This window comes from Dactylosporangium sp. NPDC051541, from assembly GCF_044454505.1.
GTDB lineage: Bacteria > Actinomycetota > Actinomycetes > Mycobacteriales > Micromonosporaceae > Dactylosporangium.
In genome coordinates this window covers 108,102-126,141 of the sequence record NZ_JBITDU010000002.1, presented here as the reverse complement: position 1 = coordinate 126,141, position 18,040 = coordinate 108,102, and the positions used below count along the sequence as shown (strand labels likewise).

The 18,040-nt window shown below is 71.6% G+C and carries 17 protein-coding genes; 9 read left to right on the top strand and 8 right to left on the bottom strand.

All coding sequences use genetic code 11. The annotated features are described in order from the left end of the window. Positions 1-88: 88 nt before the first annotated feature. Positions 89-1,390, top strand: coding sequence for a sensor histidine kinase (locus ACIA8L_RS08655; RefSeq protein WP_395902016.1), 1,302 nt, complete (start codon positions 89-91; stop codon positions 1,388-1,390). A gap of 59 nt (positions 1,391-1,449) precedes the next feature. Further along, positions 1,450-2,073 (top strand): response regulator, encoded by a 624-nt coding sequence (locus tag ACIA8L_RS08650; RefSeq protein WP_395904151.1) that lies wholly within the window; start codon positions 1,450-1,452, stop codon positions 2,071-2,073. Here ACIA8L_RS08650 and ACIA8L_RS08645 read toward each other — a convergent pair. Both ACIA8L_RS08645 and ACIA8L_RS08640 read right to left on the bottom strand, forming a co-directional pair. Further along, positions 2,039-2,803 carry an arylamine N-acetyltransferase gene (locus ACIA8L_RS08645; RefSeq protein ID WP_395902014.1) on the bottom strand — a complete coding sequence of 255 codons (765 nt, stop codon included), beginning with the start codon at positions 2,801-2,803 and terminating at the stop codon, positions 2,039-2,041. The two genes, ACIA8L_RS08650 and ACIA8L_RS08645, sit on opposite strands and share 35 nt — an antisense overlap. A gap of 8 nt (positions 2,804-2,811) precedes the next feature. Beyond that, complete coding sequence (locus ACIA8L_RS08640; protein ID WP_395902012.1) at positions 2,812-3,543, bottom strand: laminin G domain-containing protein; 732 nt, start codon at positions 3,541-3,543, stop codon at positions 2,812-2,814. Between the two features lie 87 nt (positions 3,544-3,630). On the opposite strand from ACIA8L_RS08640, the gene ACIA8L_RS08635 reads away from it, so the two are divergent. Then, positions 3,631-4,431: an alpha/beta fold hydrolase gene (locus tag ACIA8L_RS08635; protein WP_395902011.1), complete on the top strand. Its 801-nt coding sequence runs from the start codon at positions 3,631-3,633 to the stop codon at positions 4,429-4,431. Here the strand turns inward: ACIA8L_RS08635 and ACIA8L_RS08630 are convergent. From ACIA8L_RS08630 to ACIA8L_RS08610, 5 genes are all read right to left on the bottom strand, one after another. Further along, a complete protein-coding gene (locus tag ACIA8L_RS08630; protein ID WP_395902009.1) occupies positions 4,400-4,966 on the bottom strand; it encodes a DUF1062 domain-containing protein in 567 nt (188 codons plus the stop codon). The two genes, ACIA8L_RS08635 and ACIA8L_RS08630, sit on opposite strands and share 32 nt — an antisense overlap. A 264-nt stretch (positions 4,967-5,230) precedes the next feature. Further along, positions 5,231-5,941: a hypothetical protein gene (locus ACIA8L_RS08625; protein ID WP_395902007.1), complete on the bottom strand. Its 711-nt coding sequence runs from the start codon at positions 5,939-5,941 to the stop codon at positions 5,231-5,233. A 51-nt stretch (positions 5,942-5,992) separates the two neighbouring features. Beyond that, on the bottom strand, positions 5,993-6,622 hold the full coding sequence (locus ACIA8L_RS08620; RefSeq protein ID WP_395902005.1) for a response regulator: 630 nt from the start codon (positions 6,620-6,622) through the stop codon (positions 5,993-5,995). Then, positions 6,619-7,620 (bottom strand): sensor histidine kinase, encoded by a 1,002-nt coding sequence (locus ACIA8L_RS08615; protein WP_395902003.1) that lies wholly within the window; start codon positions 7,618-7,620, stop codon positions 6,619-6,621. The genes ACIA8L_RS08620 and ACIA8L_RS08615 overlap by 4 nt, the downstream gene beginning before the upstream one ends. Positions 7,621-7,624: 4 nt before the next feature. Continuing rightward, positions 7,625-8,191 (bottom strand): hypothetical protein, encoded by a 567-nt coding sequence (locus ACIA8L_RS08610; RefSeq protein ID WP_395902001.1) that lies wholly within the window; start codon positions 8,189-8,191, stop codon positions 7,625-7,627. A gap of 182 nt (positions 8,192-8,373) precedes the next feature. Between ACIA8L_RS08610 and ACIA8L_RS08605 the strand changes: the two genes are divergently transcribed. Next, the gene (locus tag ACIA8L_RS08605) at positions 8,374-10,221 is read left to right on the top strand and encodes a rhamnogalacturonan lyase (protein WP_395901999.1); all 1,848 of its coding nucleotides are present in this window, start codon (positions 8,374-8,376) and stop codon (positions 10,219-10,221) included. A gap of 88 nt (positions 10,222-10,309) precedes the next feature. Here ACIA8L_RS08605 and ACIA8L_RS08600 read toward each other — a convergent pair whose 3' ends face one another. Further along, entirely contained in the window at positions 10,310-11,305 is a 996-nt protein-coding gene (locus ACIA8L_RS08600; RefSeq protein WP_395904149.1) for a LacI family DNA-binding transcriptional regulator, read from the bottom strand. 159 nt (positions 11,306-11,464) lie between these two features. On the opposite strand from ACIA8L_RS08600, the gene ACIA8L_RS08595 reads away from it, so the two are divergent. From ACIA8L_RS08595 to ACIA8L_RS08575, 5 genes are read left to right on the top strand one after another with little or no spacing between them, the layout of a single operon-like run. Beyond that, the gene (locus tag ACIA8L_RS08595) at positions 11,465-12,715 is read left to right on the top strand and encodes an extracellular solute-binding protein (RefSeq protein ID WP_395901997.1); all 1,251 of its coding nucleotides are present in this window, start codon (positions 11,465-11,467) and stop codon (positions 12,713-12,715) included. A gap of 2 nt (positions 12,716-12,717) precedes the next feature. Continuing rightward, positions 12,718-13,584, top strand: a complete 867-nt coding sequence (locus ACIA8L_RS08590; RefSeq protein ID WP_395901995.1) for a carbohydrate ABC transporter permease — start codon at positions 12,718-12,720, stop codon at positions 13,582-13,584. After that, positions 13,581-14,384 (top strand): carbohydrate ABC transporter permease, encoded by an 804-nt coding sequence (locus ACIA8L_RS08585; protein ID WP_395901993.1) that lies wholly within the window; start codon positions 13,581-13,583, stop codon positions 14,382-14,384. Before ACIA8L_RS08590 ends, ACIA8L_RS08585 begins: the two co-directional genes overlap by 4 nt. A 9-nt stretch (positions 14,385-14,393) precedes the next feature. Continuing rightward, positions 14,394-16,292, top strand: coding sequence for a glycoside hydrolase family 127 protein (locus ACIA8L_RS08580; RefSeq protein ID WP_395901991.1), 1,899 nt, complete (start codon positions 14,394-14,396; stop codon positions 16,290-16,292). A gap of 4 nt (positions 16,293-16,296) precedes the next feature. Further along, the gene (locus ACIA8L_RS08575; protein ID WP_395901989.1) at positions 16,297-17,994 is read left to right on the top strand and encodes a hypothetical protein; all 1,698 of its coding nucleotides are present in this window, start codon (positions 16,297-16,299) and stop codon (positions 17,992-17,994) included. The last annotated feature ends 46 nt before the right edge of the window (positions 17,995-18,040 follow it).

Genomic DNA, 18,040 nt, shown 5'->3' with positions numbered 1-18,040 from the left:
CGTCGCCCACCGTGCGGGTTTGCGTCATCACTGCGATGTACGCAGGACTCCTGACGCGGACCGCACCGCCGTCGGCGAGACTGGTCGGGTGAAGAGACTGGTCGCCTGGCTGCGCGTGGAGACCCCGGCGCCGGCCCGGCTCACGCCGTGGGCCTGGGCGGCCGACATCATCCTCGCCGTGCTGCTCGCCATCGGCGCGGTCAGCGGCGCCGGGCACCAGCAGGCGCAGATCGACGACCGGCCCTACATCGTCGAAGGCCCGTTCGGCCCGCGGGTCCTGCCGCCGCCCTACGGGCCGGAGCCCGGGGCCCCCGACTACCCCGACCTGCCCGCCATCCCCGACGATCCCGATGCGCCCCGGTTCCTCCCCGACGACGACGGCCCCAGCGGCTGGCTGTTCGCCGCGGCCGCGCTGACCGCCCTGCCGCTGGCGTTCCGGCGCCGATACCCCCTGGCCGCGTTTTTGGTCGTCGCGGGCAGCTCGTTCGTGGTCTACCAGGAGCACGCCGAGCCGAGCTTCGCCGTCATCGCGTCGCTGATCGCCGCCTACAGCGCCCCCATGTACTCCCGATACCGCAACCTGGCCCTGCTCAGCGTCGTCGTGACGACCGCGGTCGCGGTCAGCGACCTGCAGGACAACCTGCCGGACCTGCCGCAGGGCCTGATGCTGTTCCTGATCCTGTCGTCGGTGGGGCTGGCCGCGAACACCATCCACAGCTGGCGGCAGCGGGCCCGCACCGCCGAACGGGAGCAGGCGGCCGCGGCCCGGATCGCCGTCGACGAGGAGCGGGCCCGGCTCGCCCGGGAGCTGCACGACGTCGTCACCCACAACGTGAGCGTGATGGTCGTGCAGGCCGGCGCCGCCCGCAAGGTCATGGACGCGGAGCCCGAGCAGGCCCGGGAGGCGCTGCTCGCGGTCGAGGCCGGCGGGCGGGCCGCGCTGACCGAGCTGCGGCAGGCGATCGGGCTGCTCACCGTCGACGACGGCGGCGCCGACCTGGCCCCGCAGCCGGGCCTGGACCAGCTGGAGACCCTCGTCGACCGGGTCCGGGAGACGGGGGTGCCGGTGACCCTGGCCGTGGCCGCGCCGCCGGTCCCGCCGGGGGTCGGGCTGGCCGCCTACCGGGTCGTGCAGGAGGCCCTGACGAACGCGGTCAAGCACGCGGCCGGGGCGGCGGTCGACATCGTCGTCTCCGCCGACGAGCGGGCTCTGCGCATCGACGTGGCCGACACCGGCGGGGTGGCGGCGCTCGGTGCCCACGGCAGCGGGCGGGGGCTGGCCGGGCTGCGGGAGCGGCTGACGGTCTACGGCGGTACGCTCACCGCCGGCCCGCGACCGATCGGCGGCTTTCGAGTACACGCGGAAATACCCTTGGAGGTTGGTCCTTGAGCGAGCCGCTGCGCGTTGTGATCGCCGATGACCAGGCGCTCGTGCGGACCGGGTTCCGGATGATCCTCACCGCCGACGGCATCTCGGTGGTCGCCGAGGCGGCCAACGGCGCCGAGGCGGTCGAGGCGGTGCACAGCACGCGGCCCGACGTGGTGCTCATGGACGTGCGGATGCCGGAGATGGACGGCCTCGAGGCGACCCGCCGGATCCTGGCCGACCCGGCCGGCGCGGCGCCGCGGGTGGTCATCCTGACGACGTTCGACCTGGACCGCTACGTCTACGCCGCGCTCACCGCGGGCGCGTCCGGCTTCCTGCTCAAGGACGTCAGCCCGGAGCAACTCGTCGCGGCCGTGCGCCTGGTCCGCTCCGGCGACGCGCTGCTCGCCCCGGCGATCACGCGGCGGCTGATCGAGCGTTACGCGGCTCGCGACGCCGGTTCCGCGGCCCTGCACCGGGACCTGTCGACGCTGACCCCGCGGGAGGTCGAGGTCCTGGCGATGCTGGCCCGCGGGCTGTCCAACGCGGAGCTGGCGGAGCGGCTGTTCCTGTCCGACGCGACCGTGAAGACGCACGTGGCCCGGATCCTGTCGAAGCTGCGGCTGCGCGACCGGGCCCAGGCGATCGTGGTGGCCTACGAGACCGGCCTCGTCACGCCCGGCGCGGGTCCGCCGGCAGCCGGCTGAGCTCGATGCCGAACTCGGTGCGGTAGGTGTCCATCGTCTCGTCGTCGGTCAGGGTCCGCTCCGCGCGCGTGCCGGTGGCGCCGGTCCGGATGAGCCGGTTGCCGCCGAGCGTGACGCGGCCGCCGTCCGCGGTGACCCGGGAGCACGTGGGTCCCTTCGTGAAGTGCGACCGGGGCGAGGTCTGCTGATACCAGCAGGTGGGCCCGAAGTCCCTCAACCGATACGGGCGGGGATCGATTCGGTACTCCGCTTCGCGCGGCCCGGTCACCACATGCTCACCGTCGGCCTCCGTCACGGTGTACACGCCGTCGGGGTCCGCCTGCGGCTCGCTGGTGTCGAGCCGGAGCGGATGGTGCGCGAACTTGCCGAAGCCGACGTCGACCAGCCACGGGGTCTCGTCGACGACGGTGCGCAGCACCATGTGGTCGAACGGGAAGCCGAACGCCGTGCCGTTCCAGGTCCGGGCCGAGTGCAGGGTGACGGTGTAGCCGAGATCGCGCAGCAGCAGCGCCAGGGCCCCGTTGAGCTCGTAACAGAACCCGCCCCGCCGTCGCTTGACGATCTTGTCGAGCAGCCCCTCGTCGTCGAGCGCGACGGGTTCGCCGAGGTGGATGCTCAGGTTCTCGAACGGCACGGACCCCAGATGCGCCCGCTGGACGCGCCGCAGCGTGGCCAGGTCGGGGCGGTGCGGCCGCTCGTCGATGCCGATGCGCGCCAGGTAGTCGTCCACACCGGAGCCTAACGCGTCTCCAGCTTCACGTAGTCGAGGTCGCCGGCGTAGTAGTCGCAGCCGACGTCGACCTGGTCGCAGGCGGTCTTCCCGCCGACGGACAGCGGCCAGTCGTTGGCGATGTACCCGGTCCACCCGGACTTGCGGGCCTCGGTCCGCCCGTCGACGACGAGCGCCAGCCCGGACTGGGACCGCTCGCAGCGCACGGTGTGCCAGCGCCCGTCGTTGAGCCGGGTCTTCGAGGAGACGATGAGCGAGCCGTGGTCGCCGCGGAACAGGCACTGCGCGATGCCGCTGGGGATCTGCAGCTTGTAGTTCCCGCCGTCGACGGTCGCCTGGCCCTTCTGCACGATGTTGCCGAAGTGGTACTGCGTGCGCAGCCGGACGGTGACGGCGAAGTCGCGGTTGCCCGGGTTGAGCTCGCCCGTCCGCCCGCCGCTCACGGTCGCCAGATGCCGCGGGTGGGTCGGGGGCGTGTCGGGGTCGAGCCGGGTGAAGCGGTACGCGGTCTCGCCCTGGACGCCGACGCCGGTCTGGACCTCGGACCCGATGGTGCCGTCGAGCCCGTTGCCGGAGCTGTCGGCCATGGTCCGGGCGCCCGCGCCCTCGTTCATCTCGTACTGCGCGACGGTGTGCGCGCCGGCGCTCTCCCCGGCCGCGTCGGCCTGAACGGCGGTGGCGACGAGGGTCGCCGCGGTGGTGAAGGTGACGGCAACGGCAAAGCGCCCTCGACTGCGCATGAATTCCCCCGCGTGATCGTGTGGCCTTCATCCTAAATGCCGGAAAGTTCCACTGATGGGTTTTTCGCGAGGGGGGATCATGTGTCCGTGCAACGCATCGACCTACCCCACGCCGACGTCACCCTGTCCTGCCTGCTCTTCGGCCCCGAGTCCGCGCCACCGGTGGTGCTGCTGCACGGCCTGGCCGGCGCGGCGAGCGAGCTGCAGCCGACCGCGGCGGCCCTCGCGAAGGACTTCCGGGTCGTGGTACCGGACCAGCGCGGCCACGGCCACAGCACGAGACGCCCCGCCGACGTGTCCCGCCGGGCGTACGTCGAGGACGCCGCGTTCGTCATCCGCGAGCTGTGCGGCGGCGGCCCGGTCAGTGTGGCCGGCCAGTCGATGGGCGGCCACACGGCCATGCTCCTGGCCGCGTGGCACCCCCACCTGGTCGACCGCCTCGTGATGCTCGAGGCCGGCGTCGGCGGCACCGCCCCCGACGACGACTACCCGGCGCGCCTGGGCACGTGGTTCGCCTCCTGGCCGCTGCCGTTCGCCACACCCGCCGCGGCGGTCGCCTTCCTGGGCGGCACCCCGACCGCCCACGCCTGGGCCGCCGACCTGGAGGCGGGCCCGGACGGCCTGCGCCCCAGGTTCGACGCGGACGTGATGGAGGCCGCGATCCGCCCGGTCGCGGCGACCGCCCGCTGGCCCGAGTGGACCGCCGTGACCGCCCCCACATGGCTGATCCGCGGCGAGCGCGGCACCTGCCCACCGGCGGAGGACGCGAGGATGCGCGACCTGCGCCCGGCGTGCGAGTACCGGCAAATCCCCGACGCGGGCCACGACGCCCACCTGGACCAGCCCGAGGCCTGGCTCACGCTCCTTCGCGAGGCGCTGACGAGCTGAACACGACGAACCGGAACCCGGCGCCGACCGTCCGCCGCAGCGGCACGTCGCACTTGACCCGCCGCAGCACGTCGCCCCGGCTCAGCGCCAGCCCGCGCGCGATGAGCCGATCCGGCCGCACCGGCACCGGGTCGAGGAATGCGACCTCGACCGGCACCGGCCACCCCTCGTCGAGCGGCGGCGCCGGCGCGTCCAGCGCCCACGCCCCGCGCCAGTCCAGCGCCGCCCGATGCCGCGGATCGAGCAGCGTCGCCGCGACCAACGCCGGATCGTTGGCGTGATACCCGTCGAGCGCCACCGGATCAAGACTGCGCACCGGCACCCGCTCGTGCACGGTGACCTTGGACGTCCGGTCGCAGCCGACGCACCGGACCAGCAGCCAGACGTCGAGCAGCTTCCCGTTGGCGTTGACCCGGAACCGCCCGGCCCCGGTCGTGGCGAACTCCGCCCGGCAGTCCGGGCACCGCCGCCGCAGCAGCGGCAACCGGGTCCGGCGAACAATCCAGGACAGCGCGATATGCGATTGTGCAGACATGAGGATGCGAACTCTCTGAAGACCCAACCGAGGCCGATTCAGCTGCGCGACCTCGAACCGCAGCACACCCGGGCGGCCGAAGGACAGCCCGGCAGGACCGGCGCGGCAAGCGCGTCGGCCGAAGGTGCACGAGAAAGCGTCGGGAGCTACAGAGCGGGCGGCGTCACGCGGTGTCTGTCCTCAGTCGTCGCGGCAGCGGGCGTCACCGGCAAAATACGACGCCGCCGAAGCCCGCCTCAACCACATTTCCCGGCCGGGGGGCCGCTACCGGGGAATGTCCCAGGCGCTGAGCTCCACGGTGACCGCGTTGTCGTTGGTGACGCCGGTGATCTCCAGGAGCACCAGCCGCTGGAAGTCGCCGCGGGAGCGGGCCGCGGCGTAGGACGTCGTGATGCACAGGACGGCCCCCTGCCGGGCCGGGACGGTAGCGTCACCGATCGGCGCGGTCCGGATCTTCTCGCCGCAGTCCTGCGGCGTCATCGCGGGCGCACCGGCCTCACTGCCCGTGACGTCGTCACCGAGCTTCAGCTTCAACGGCTGACTGCTGGTGCCCCCTTCCAGCGCGATGTCGTAGCCGTTGGAGCTGACGTTGGCGCGAGGCTCGTCGAGGTCGGCGTACATCGTCGAATACGTGGACGTCTTCAGCGTCAGCGTATGCTTGGTGTACTTCACCTTGAAGACGGTGCGCTGGTCGAGCGGCGGCGGCTCGCCCGTCGCATACGTGCCCGGCAGCGACTGCGCCGGTGCCGCCTCCGTGACCGCGGTCGTGGCGCCGGCCTCGGGCGTTCCCGTCGCCGACTGCGGCACCACGGTCTGCGCGCCGGCCGGGCGCCCCGCGGCGAGTGCGATCTCACGGGCGTCGTTGGCCTGGTCCAGTGCGCGCCAGGCGACCAGCAGCGCGACGGCGGAGACGACCACCGCGGCGACGCACGCCACGATGACCGCCGTGCGGCCGGGCGAGGAGCCGGACGGCATCGTGGCGCTCGTCGGGGCCGGGCTGACCCCGGCGGCCTGAAGCTGCCGGGGTCAGGGGGCCAGCAGGCCGTTGTCGCGGGCGTACACGGCGGCCTGGGTGCGGTCGCGCAGGCCGAGGCGGGTCAGGATGCGCGAGACGTGGTTCTTCACCGTGCCCTCGCTCAGGAACATGCGGGCGGCGATCTCGCGGTTCGTCGCGCCGGTGGCGACCAGGCGGAGGATCTCCAGTTCGCGGGTCGTCAGGTCGGTCGGGGTGTCGGCGGGGCGGGCGGTGGCGAGGCGGCGGGCGACCGACGGGTCGAGCTGGGCCACGCCGCGGTGGGCCAGGCGGACGGCGTCGGCCAGCTCCGCGGCGCCGAGGTCCTTCAGCAGGTACCCGTCGGCGCCGGCGCGCAGGGCCAGGGCCACGTACTGGTCGTCGTCGAACGTCGTCAGCATCACCACCCGGCAGCTCGGGTGGGCCCGGCGCAGGGCCCGGGTCGCCTCGACGCCGTCCAGGCCCGGCATGCGCACGTCCATCAGCACGACGTCGGGGGTCAGGTCGGCGGCGCGCTGCAGGGCCTCCTCGCCGCCGGCGGCCGTGCCCACCACCTCGATGCCGGGCTGGATGCTCAGCAGGGACGCGATGCCGTCGCGGACCAGCTGCTGGTCGTCGACGACCAGGACGCGGACATCGGTCATGCCGGGACCGGGATGCTGACCGTCACCCGGACGCCGCGGCCGGCGTCGCAGATGGCGACGGTACCGCCGAGTTGCTCCACCCGTTCCCGCATGCCCTGCAGGCCGAAGCCGGAACCGGGGACCTCCGGCAGTCCGGTGCCGTCGTCGGTCACCGTCAGCGTTGCGGTACCCCCGCGAAAAATGGCGGCGACGGACACGGCGCGGGCGTTGCCGTGCCGGCGGGCGTTGGTGAGGGCCTCCTGGGCGGCGCGGTAGACGGCCAGGCGGACCGGCGGGGGTGCGCTGTCCTCGTCGCCGGTGATGTCGACGGTCACGTCCGGGGCGTGCCGGGCCAGGTCGTGCAGCGACGGCGGGCGGTCACGGAGGGTCCGGACGGAGTCGCGGACCTCGGCCAGGGCCTGCTTCGCCGACCAGCGGGCGTCGGTGACCGCGCGGCCGGCCGCGGGCGGGTCGCGGTCGCGGAACGCCTCGGCCTTCTCCAGCTGCACGGCGATCGCGGTCAGGTGGTGCCCGAGGCTGTCGTGGATCTCCCGGGCCAGGCGGTTGCGCTCCTGCGCGGCGGACAGCGCGGCGACGGCGTCCATCTGGCCGACCGCGAACGCCGCCGCGGTCAGGGCCAGGGTCAGGCCGACGGCGTACATGACCAGGTCGCCGGGGTCGCCCTGGCCGGTGCCGGCGAAGAACACGGCGAGCAGGACGGCCCCGGCGGCGCCGAGGGCGACGGCGGTGCGCCGGCCGACGGTGAAGTAGGCGGCGAACGGCACGGTGATGAACAGCGCGCCCGTGAGTCCGCTGGGGTCGAACGGGGCCACGAGGGCCAGCAGCGCGAGGCGGACCACCAGCCAGACCCGCCGCCCCCGGTCGACGGCCTCGACCGCGGCCAGGCCGAGGACCCCGGCGGCGAAGCCGAGCGCGGAGGACACGTCGAGGGGGCGGGCGGTCAGGCCGGCGACGAGGACGGCCCCGCACAGCACGAACGGCACCCAGCGGACGGGCATGACGTCAGGCTACTTGCAGTGTCCGCGATGCCGGGAGCGCGACGAGCGACAGCCAGGCGACGGACGCGCCCGCCGCGACGTGGACGAGGCTGGTCCACGGGGTGTCGTCGAGCGGTGCGAGGGCGGCCAGGAGGGTCAGGGCCAGGCCGTAGCCGACCGCGGGCACCTTCGGGAAGACGCCGGCCCGGACCAGCGACACGCCGAACAGCAGCGTGCCGAGGACGAACACACCGGCGCAGGCGGTGAGGGCGGGGCCGGTCGGGCCGGCCTTGAGGGCGGTCACGGCCGCGTCGTCGAGGAAGAACAGCACGACGTTGAGTGAGAATGCCACTCCGGTGAAAAGCCCGAGACCCAGCAGGTGTACTGCGAACGCGAGCGCTCCGAACCGCCCGCTCGCTTCACGCTGGTGAAAGTACAGGACGGTCGCGGCCGGGGCGGCGAGGACGACACCGAGGCCGAGCACCAGGCTGGTCGCGGCCGTCTCGCCGGTGAAGGCCTCGATCGCACCGGGCACGGCGATGCACAGACCGAGCAGGACGCCGCAGGAGGCGCCGAATCGCTGAAACCACATGCCCCGGGACGCTATGGCCGGTGACCGCGGCGCCGGGAGTGCCGACCGGCCAGTCCTCGACCGCCATCCGGCACCGGTCGTTTCGCGACTTTCACGCCTAGACGTTGACAGATATCGATGCCGGTCGTAGCTTGACGGGCCGGGCAAGCGCTTTCCCACACCAACCGAAGGGACAGCTGTTCATGAAACGTATCAACGCCCCATCGCTCACCCTCGCGGTCGCCGCGGCGGTCGTGATCGCGGCCGGCTCGACCGTGTCCGCGTCCGCGGCGGTGGACGACTCGGCCCCGACCCAGGCCCCGGCGGCCACCGCCATGACCGAGCGCCTCGACCGCGGCCTGGTCAGCCTGCGCACCGCGGCCGGCAACTTCCTGTCCTGGCGGCTGCTCGGGACCGACGCGCCCGGCACCGCCTTCAACGTGTACCGCGACGGCGTCAAGGTCAACGCCGCCCCGGTCACCAAGGGCACGAACTACACCGACGCCGGTGCCCCGACCGGAGCGACCTACACCGTCCGCCCGGTCACCGGCGGGGTCGAGCAGGCCTCCCTGACCGCCGGCGCGTCCACCGCGGCCCTGGCCGCCAGCAGCATGGACGTGCCGATCCAGCTCCCGTCCGGCGGGACCACCCCCGACGGTGTCGCCTACACTTACACGGCCAACGACGCGTCCGTCGGCGACCTCGACGGCGACGGGCAGTACGAGATCGTCCTCAAGTGGGACCCGACGAACTCGAAGGACAACTCGCAGTCCGGCTACACCGGCAACGTGTTCATCGACGCGTACAAGCTCAACGGCACCCGGCTCTGGCGCATCGACATGGGCCGCAACATCCGGGCCGGGGCCCACTACACCCAGTTCCAGGTTTTCGACTACGACGGTGACGGCAAGGCCGAGGTCGCCATGAAGACCGGCGACGGCACCCGCGACGGCGTCGGCACGGTCATCGGCAGCTCGAGCGCCGACTACCGCAACTCCTCCGGCTACATCCTCACCGGCCCCGAGTACCTCACGGTGTTCAACGGGCAGACCGGCGCGGCGATGGCGACGACCAGCTACGTCCCGGCCCGCGGCACCGTCTCGTCCTGGGGCGACAGCTACGGCAACCGGGTCGACCGGTTCCTGGCCGGCACCGCCTACCTGGACGGCTCCCGGCCGAGCATCATCATGGCCCGCGGCTACTACACCCGCACGGTCGTCGTGGCCTGGGACTGGCGCAACGGGGCCCTGACCCGCCGCTGGACGTTCGACAGCAGCAGCTCCACCAACGGCTCGGCCTGGACCGGCCAGGGCAACCACCAGCTGGCGATCGCCGACGTCGACCAGGACGGCAAGGACGAGATCGTCTACGGCGCGATGGCGATCAACGACAACGGCGCCGGGCTGTGGAACACCGGCAAGGGCCACGGCGACGCGCTGCACGTCGGCGACCTCATCCCGAGCCGGCCGGGCCTCGAGGTGTTCAAGGTCGACGAGAACACCAACCAGGTCGCGGCCTGGATGGCCGATGCGAGGACGGGGGCGATCATCTGGCAGAACGCGTCCTGCGGCTGCGACAACGGCCGCGGCGTCTCCGACGACATCTACGCCGGCAGCCCCGGGGCCGAGTCGTGGTCGTCGGCGGTCAGCGGCCTGTTCAACACCAGCGGGTCGAACATCGGCCGCAAGCCGTCCTCGGCCAACTTCGTCGTGTGGTGGGACGGCGACGCGCAGCGCGAACTGCTCGACGGCACCCACATCGACAAGTACGGCACCAGCGCCGACACCCGGCTGCTGACCGCGAGCGGCGTGCACTCGAACAACGGCACCAAGGCCACGCCGTCGCTGTCGGCGGACATCCTGGGCGACTGGCGCGAGGAGGTCATCTGGCCGACCACCGACAACCGGGCGCTGCGGATCTACTCCACGACCGACGCGACGAGCATCTCGCACGTGTCGCTGATGCAGGACCGGATGTACCGCGAGGCCGTCGCCTGGCAGAACACCGCCTACAACCAGCCGCCGCACCCGAGCTTCGCGCTGGCCGGCTGAGCGTCACACCGCAGCTTCACGCCGGCCGGCTGAGCATCACACCGCAGCTTCACGCCGGCCGGCTGAGCATCACACCGCAGGCTGAGCATCACACCGCAGTGGAGGCCCGGGGCACCAGGCGGCAGGGCAGTGCCCGGGCGCCGAGCAACGGGTCTCCATTGATGGCTTCCAGGAGGTGCTCGGCGGCGGTCCGGCCGATGCCCTCCAGGTCCATGTCGACGCTGGTGAGCTGGGGGCGGCAGGCCTCGACCATGACGTCCCAGTTGTCGAAGCCGACCAGGGCCACGTCGCCCGGGATGGTGCGGCCGGCCTCGCGCAGCGCCTCGGCGACGCCACGGGCGATCTGGTCGCTGCCGCAGAACACCGCGTCGACGTCGGCCCCCTCGTCGCGGCGGGCGGACAGCAGCATGCCGACCGCGTGGCGGCCCCAGGCCTCGCTCCACTCGCCGTGCAGGGGCGGCCGGGCCAGCTCCAGGCCGTGCTCGGCCAGGGTCTCGACGGACGCGGCGGCGCGGACCCGGGCCGAGTGGTGGTGCTCGGGCCCGGTGACGTGGGCGATGCGGCGGCGGCCGATCGCGAGGAGGTGCTCGACGGCCCGGCGGGCGCCGTCGGCCTCGTCGGGCACGACCGAGCAGTCCATCGGGTTCTGGGAGCTGATGAACGCGTAGACGACCGGCACGGGCAGGTCGGCGGCGGCGATGGGCGGGCGGGCCTGGGTGCGCCGGCCGGTGACGATGAGGCCGTCGACCTTGCGGCTGAGCAGGGTGCGCAGGTAGTACTGCTCGCGGATCGGGTCGTCGCGGGCGTCGGCCAGCAGGACCGAGACCTGGCCCGCGCCGAGGGCGTCCTCGGCGCCGATCATGAGCGGGATGCTGAACCGGCCGATGCTGTCCGTCGTGATCATGCCGACGGTGTAGGTGCGGCCGGTCTGCAGGCCGCGGGCGGCGGCGTTGGCGATGAAGCCGAGCTGGTCGGCGGCCTGCTGGACGCGCTGGCGGGTCTCGGCGCGCAGCGAGCCGCGGCCGTTGAGGGCCTTGGACGCGGTGCCGGTCGAGACCCCGGCTAGGGCCGCCACCTCGCTGATCGTGGCGGGCCGGACGACGTTGCTCAGCGTTTCCCCCTGAGTTTCCTTGTTTCCTTGGCTGTGACCGTAACAGTGCCTTGACAGCCGATCAAGCCGCTGCCTAGCGTCAAGGCAATCGTTTTCCGAGATTTCCTTACACCCCCAATGAGGAAACCCGCTATGACAGTTTCCATCTATCGCCGGGCCGCCGCTGTGGCCGTCTCCGCCTGCCTGCTGGCCGGCTGCTCCACCACCGGCGGCACCGACAGCGGCTCGACCGGCTCGGCCGGCGGCGCCACCTTCACGGTCTGGGACCCCTACCCGCAGTTCGACGACAGCGCCGACTGGGTCAAGCTGCTGCAGAAGTGTGGCACCGACTCCGGCGTGACCGTGAAGCGCACCGCCTACGACACCACCGACCTGACGAACAAGGCGCTCCTCGCGGCCCAGCAGAGCAACTCTCCCGACGTGCTCATCGTCGACAACCCGGTGGTCTCCACCCTGGCCGACGCCGGGGTGCTCACTACCACCGAGGAGATGAAGGTCGACACCGCCGCCATCTCGCCGAACCTGCTCGCCGCGGGCCAGATCGGCGGCAAGACCTACGGCATCCCGATCGGCGCCAACACCCTGGCCCTCTACTACAACAAGGCGGTGCTCACCGCGGCCGGCGTCGACCCGGCCACGGTCAAGGACTGGGCGTCGCTGACGGCCGCGCTGGGCAAGGTGAAGGCGACCGGCAAGAAGGGCATCACGTTCTCCGCCATCGGCACCGAAGAAGGCAGCTTCCAGTTCCTGCCCTGGTTCTGGGGCTCCGGCGCGAACCTCACCAAGCTCGACTCGCCCGAGGGTGTCGCCGCGCTGACGCTGTGGACCGACTGGCTCAAGCAGGGCCTGGCGCCCAACTCCGTCATCGGCAACACGCAGACGACGAGCTGGCAGGAGTTCGCGACCGGCCAGTTCGCCTTCGCCGAGAACGGCACCTGGCAGCTCGGCAACGCCAAGAAGGCCGGCTTCGAATACGGGATCATCCCGATCCCCTCGAAGGCGGGCGGCACCGCGCCGGCGCCGACGGGCGGCGAGTTCGTGACCGCGCCGGTGCAGAAGGACAGCGGGCGCTACGCGACGACGCAGAAGCTCATCGCGTGCCTCTCCAACGCCGACAACGCCTACACGACCGACACGACGCTGTCGTACATCGCGGCGACCGACGCCGTGCAGACCAAGCAGGTCGCGGCCAACGCCGAGCTGAAGGTCTGGGTCGAGGCGGTCAAGGCGGCCAAGGGGCGCACGAGTGACAACCTCGGCACGAAGTACCCGAAGATCTCCCAGCCGCTGTGGACCGGCTTCCAGGCCGCGCTGAGCGGCGGCAAGTCACCGCAGGACGCGTTCACCGCGGCCCAGACCACCGCGGCCGCGGCCACCAAGTGACCATGCGCTCCAAGGTCAGCGGGTGGGCGTTCCTCGCGCCGGTGGTCGTGTACCTCGGTGCGTTCTACGCCTACCCGCTGTACCGCAACCTCGATCTCAGTCTGCACAACTACACGGTCCGCGCCTTCGTCCAGGGCAACGCGCCGTTCACCGGGCTCGGCAATTACCGCACGGTGCTCGCCGAGCCGACGTTCTGGCCGGCCGTGTGGCACACCGCGGTGTTCACGGGCGTGTCGCTGGTCTTCCAGTTCGCGATCGGCATGGCCCTGGCCGTCTTCTTCCGGCAACATTTCCCGCTCTCGGCAACGTTGCGCGCGCTGTTTCTGGTGCCGTGGCTGCTGCCGCTGATCGTGTCGGCGTCGACGTGGTCGTGGATGCTCAACAGCGACTCCGGGATCGTCAACGCCGCGCTGCGCCTGGTCGGCGTCGACCCGGTGAACTGGCTGACCTCACCGGCGTGGTCCCTGGCGTCGGTGACGATCGCCAACATCTGGATCGGGATCCCGTTCAACCTGGTCGTCATCTACAGCGGCCTGCAGGCCATCCCCGGCGAGATCTACGAGGCGGCGGCGCTGGACGGGTCGAAGCCCTGGCACACGTTCTGGCGCATCACGTTCCCGCTGCTGCGCCCCGTCTCGGCGATCACGCTCCTGCTCGGGCTCATCTACACGCTCAAGGTCTTCGACATCATCTGGATCATGACCAAGGGCGGCCCCGCGGACGCCTCCACGACGCTGGCGACCTGGTCCTACCGGCTCAGCTTCGGCAACCTCCTGCCCGCCTTCGGCCCCGGCGCGGCGGTGGGCAACCTGCTCATCATCGCCGCGATGGTCTTCGGGTTCGTCTACATCCGGACGCAGCATCGATGAGACTCAAAACCGTCATCGGCGTGCTGCTCACCGCGATCATGCTGTTCCCCGTCTACTGGATGGTGAACGTGTCCCTGACCCGGGACACGGACATGCGCGCCGACCCGCCGCACCTGTTCCCGCTCAACGGCACCTTCGAGGGGTACCGCGCGGTCCTGGACCAGCAGCTGCCGTACCTGATCAACAGCCTGCTGATCGGCCTCGGCACGGTCGCGCTCACGGTCGTGCTGTCCGCGCCCGCCGGATACTCCCTGGCCAAGCTGCGCCCGCGCGGCGGCGGCGGGCTCAGCTTCGTGCTCCTCGTCGCCCAGATGATCCCCAGCATCATCATGGCGATGGGCTTCTACGCCATCTACCTGCGCCTGGGCGTGCTCAACAGCACGGCCGGGCTGATCCTGGCCGACTCGACGATCGCCGTGCCGTTCGGCGTGCTGATCTTCACCGCGTTCATGTCCGGCGTCCCGGACGAGCTCACCGCGGCCGCCACCGTCGACGGCGCCGGCCCGTTCCGCACGTTCTGGTCGGTCATCCTGCCGGTCAGCCGCAACGCGATTGTCACCGTGAGCCTGTTCGCGTTCCTGTGGGCGTGGTCGGACTTCATGTTCGCCACCACCCTCGACGGCGGCGGCACCCAGCAGCCGATCACGCTCGGCATCTACCACTACATCGGCAACAACAACCAGCAGTGGAACGCCATCATGGCCACCGCCGTGGTCGCGTCCATCCCCGCGACGCTGCTGCTCATCGTGGCGCAGCGGTACGTGGCCGCCGGCGTGACCGCCGGCGCCGTCAAGGACTGAGGAAACTCCATGCACAACCCCTTCGGCCCCGCCGTGCCCACCGACCGCGCCATCTCGGCCCTGCGCCCGCTCGCCGCCGGCGCCGCCCGCCTCGACCGGGGCGGCCTGCTCGGCGGCTGGCAGGAGCGCAACACCGCCGCGACCATCCCGCACTGCATCAGCCAGCTGCACTCGCGCGGCAACCTCGACAACCTGCACCGGGTCACCGGCGACTTCGACGGGCCGTTCGTGGGCTGGTGGTTCGCCGACACCGACGTGCACAAGACCCTCGAGGCGGCGCTGTGGGACGGCGGCTTCCCGTCGTTCGTCGGCGACACCGTGCAGCTACTGGAGAAGGTCCAGGACCCGGACGGCTACCTGGTGTCCTACTTCCAGGCCGGGCCGCGGGACCGGCAGTGGGCGGAGCTGCCGTCGAGCCACGAGATGTACACCGCCGGCCACCTCATCCAGGCGGCCGTCGCGGGTGCCCGCAACGCGCCGCCGGACAATGCCGCCGCCCAGCAGCTCCTGGCGGTCGCGCGGCGCTTCGCCGACCTGCTCGTCGAGCGCTTCGGCGCCGGCGGCACCGACGCCGTCGACGGGCACCCGGAGATCGAGACGGCGCTGGTCGAACTGTTCCGGGTGACCGGGCACCGCCCCTACCTCGACCTCGCCGCGCGCCTGATCGAACTGCGCGGCCACGGCCTGCTGGGCCCGGAGGGGCGGTTCGGGCAGCGCGCCTACTACCAGGACCACAAGCCGGTGCGCGCGGCCACCGAGGTCACCGGCCACGTCGTGCGCCAGGTGTACCTCCTCGCCGGCGCCGTCGACGTGGCCGTCGAGACCGGGGACGTGGAACTGCTGCGGGCGGCCGAGCGGCTGTGGGACTCGGCGCTCGCGTCGAAGACCTACCTCACCGGCGGGCAGGGTTCGCGGCACCGCGACGAGGCCTTCGGCGACCCCTACGAGCTGCCGCCGGACCGGGCGTACGCCGAGACGTGCGCCGCGATCGGCAGCTTCCACTGGGCGTGGCGGCTGCTGCTGGCCACGGGCGACTCCCGCTACGCGGACGAGATGGAGCGGTTGCTGTACAACGGGATCGCTTCGGGTATCGCTCTGGACGGAACGTCGTTCTTCTACTCGAACCCGTTGCAGCTGCGCACCGGCCACGACGGCTCGGACGAGGACGCGCCCGGCGAGCGCCTGCCCTGGTACAAGTGCGCCTGCTGCCCGCCGAACCTCGCCCGTCTGATGGCGTCGCTGCACACCTACGCGGCCACCGGCTCGTCGTCCGGTCTGCAGCTGCACCTCTACACGCCCGGCACGTTCTCCGCCGGCGGGCACACGGTTTCCGTCACCACCGACTACCCGTGGGACGAGGCGGTCGTTGTTTCCTTCACGGAGGCAACCGGCGAACCGTTTGCCTTGACGTTGCGGGTCCCGGCCTGGTGCGCGGGTGAGCGGGTCCAGATCCGGCTCAACGGCCGCGATGTCGCCTTCGTCGAGGACGGCCGGGCGCGCATCGAGCGGGTCTGGCAGGTGGGCGACCGCGTCGAGCTCGTCCTGCCCATGCCACCCCGGCTGGTCACCCCGCACCACCGGATCGACGCCGTCCGGGGCACCGCCGCCCTCACCCGCGGCCCGGTCGTCTACTGCCTCGAGCACGCCGACGTGCATGCGGCGGTCGCGGACGCGGGGACGCACGACGTGGGTTTATCGGCGGACGGTTCTGCATTGTATTTCGAAGATATCTACCTCGACGGCGATGCTCCGATCGGTGTCAGGCGTGACCACCCGCTCGCCCCGGTCGCGCTGGCCGTCATGGCCGGGAAACGTTCCGTCCCGGCGATCCCCTATTTCCTTTGGGCCAACCGCGGCCCCGGACCAATGAGGGTCTGGATTCCGCTCCTCCCTTACTCACCGAGGTGATGCAGTGCGCATCCGAACCGCCGCCGCTACGGCGATCCTCACCACCCTCGTCACCACCGGCGTCTTCGCCGGGCCGGCCCACGCCGCCGGCAACACCCTCACCGTCAACGTCGGCACCACCGTCCGGCCCGTCACGCAGGTGGCGTCCGGCGGACTCTACGGAGTCGACACGGGCAACAAACCACCGCTTTCCCAGTTGTACCCGCTGAGGATGAACCACTTCACCCAGCCCCCGCCGGGCGGGCAACAGCTCGGCAACGGCGCCACCACCCCCTGTTGCGACGGTTTGCAGGTTGCCGGAAAGGTCACCAGCGCCGGCGCGCGCCAGTTCTACCGGCTCCCCGACATCTACCCGAACTTCCCGTACCGCTGGGTCAGCTGGGCGGATTGGGAGTCGAAGGTCCGCACGATGATCTCGGCCCGGGTCAACTCGGCGTCGGTGACGAACGTCGACGGCTACGAGCTGTGGAACGAGCCCGACTGGACCTGGAACACGGCGTCGGCGGGGTCGTTCAACGCCGGCTGGACGCGCACGTTCAACCTGGTCCGGTCCCTCGACTCGGTAACGCCGATCGTCGGTCCGAGCCACTCGGTGTACAACCACAGCTGGATGGTTGATTTTCTGACCAACGCCAAGAACACCGGGACGGTGCCGGACGTCATCGTGTGGCACGAGCTGGGCAACGACGACTACCTGAACGTCGGTGCGCATGTGGCTGACTACCGGGCGGTCGAGTCGTCGCTGGGGATCTCGCCGCGGCCGATCTCGATCAACGAGTACGCGTCGCCGTCGCAGGTCGACATTCCGAGCGTGGCCGTGCACTACATGGCGGTGTTCGAGCGGTACGGGATCCGCGACGCCGAGCGGGCGTACTGGTATGAGGCCGGGACGCTCAACGGGCTGCTGTACAACAACGCGCCGACGGCCTCGTACTGGGCGTACAAGTGGTACGGCGACATGGCCGGCAACGTCGTGCAGACCGTGCCGGGTTCGTGGCTGGAGGGGGTCGCCGCCTACGACCCGACCCGCAAGTTCGTCAACGTCGTGTTCGGCGGCGACAGCGGCAACAACACGGTGCGGGTCACCGGCCTGGGCGCGCTCGGCTCGCAGGTCCGGGTCACGCTGTCGCGGACCGGCACGACGGGCCGGACCACGAACCAGAGCGCGCCCGCAACCGTCTCCACCGCGACCTACACGGTGTCCGGTGGCGCGATCAGCGTGCCGGTCAGCGGGATGGACGCGCTGGCCGCCTACCAGCTGCTGATCACGCCGACGTCCGGGATCGCGACCTGGCAGTCACGGTACGAAGCGGAGAACGCCGCGGTCGTGAACGCCAACCGGTTCTCGTCGTCGTCGGCCTCCAACGGCGGGTATGTCGGGCAGATCGACGGCTCGGCGAACAGCCGCAACGACGCGTTCGTGGACTTCATCGTGAACGTGCCGCAGACCCGGGCGTACACGATGAACATCCGCTACGCCAATGCGACGGGTGCGAACGCGACGCAGGGTCTCGCCTACAACGGGGGCGGGTGGTCGACGGTCACGTACCCGCCGACCGGTGCTTGGGGTTCGTTCGGTTCGTCGGTGAATGTGTCCGTCTCGCTGAACGCCGGATACAACACGATCCGTCTGGCGAAGGGCGCACCGTTCTTCGCCGGCGGCACGGGCTACGCCGAGCTGGACGCCATAACGTTGTCCTAGTCCGGCGCGGGTCTTCTTGGGGCGCTCCCGTGCGGGGGCGCCCCTT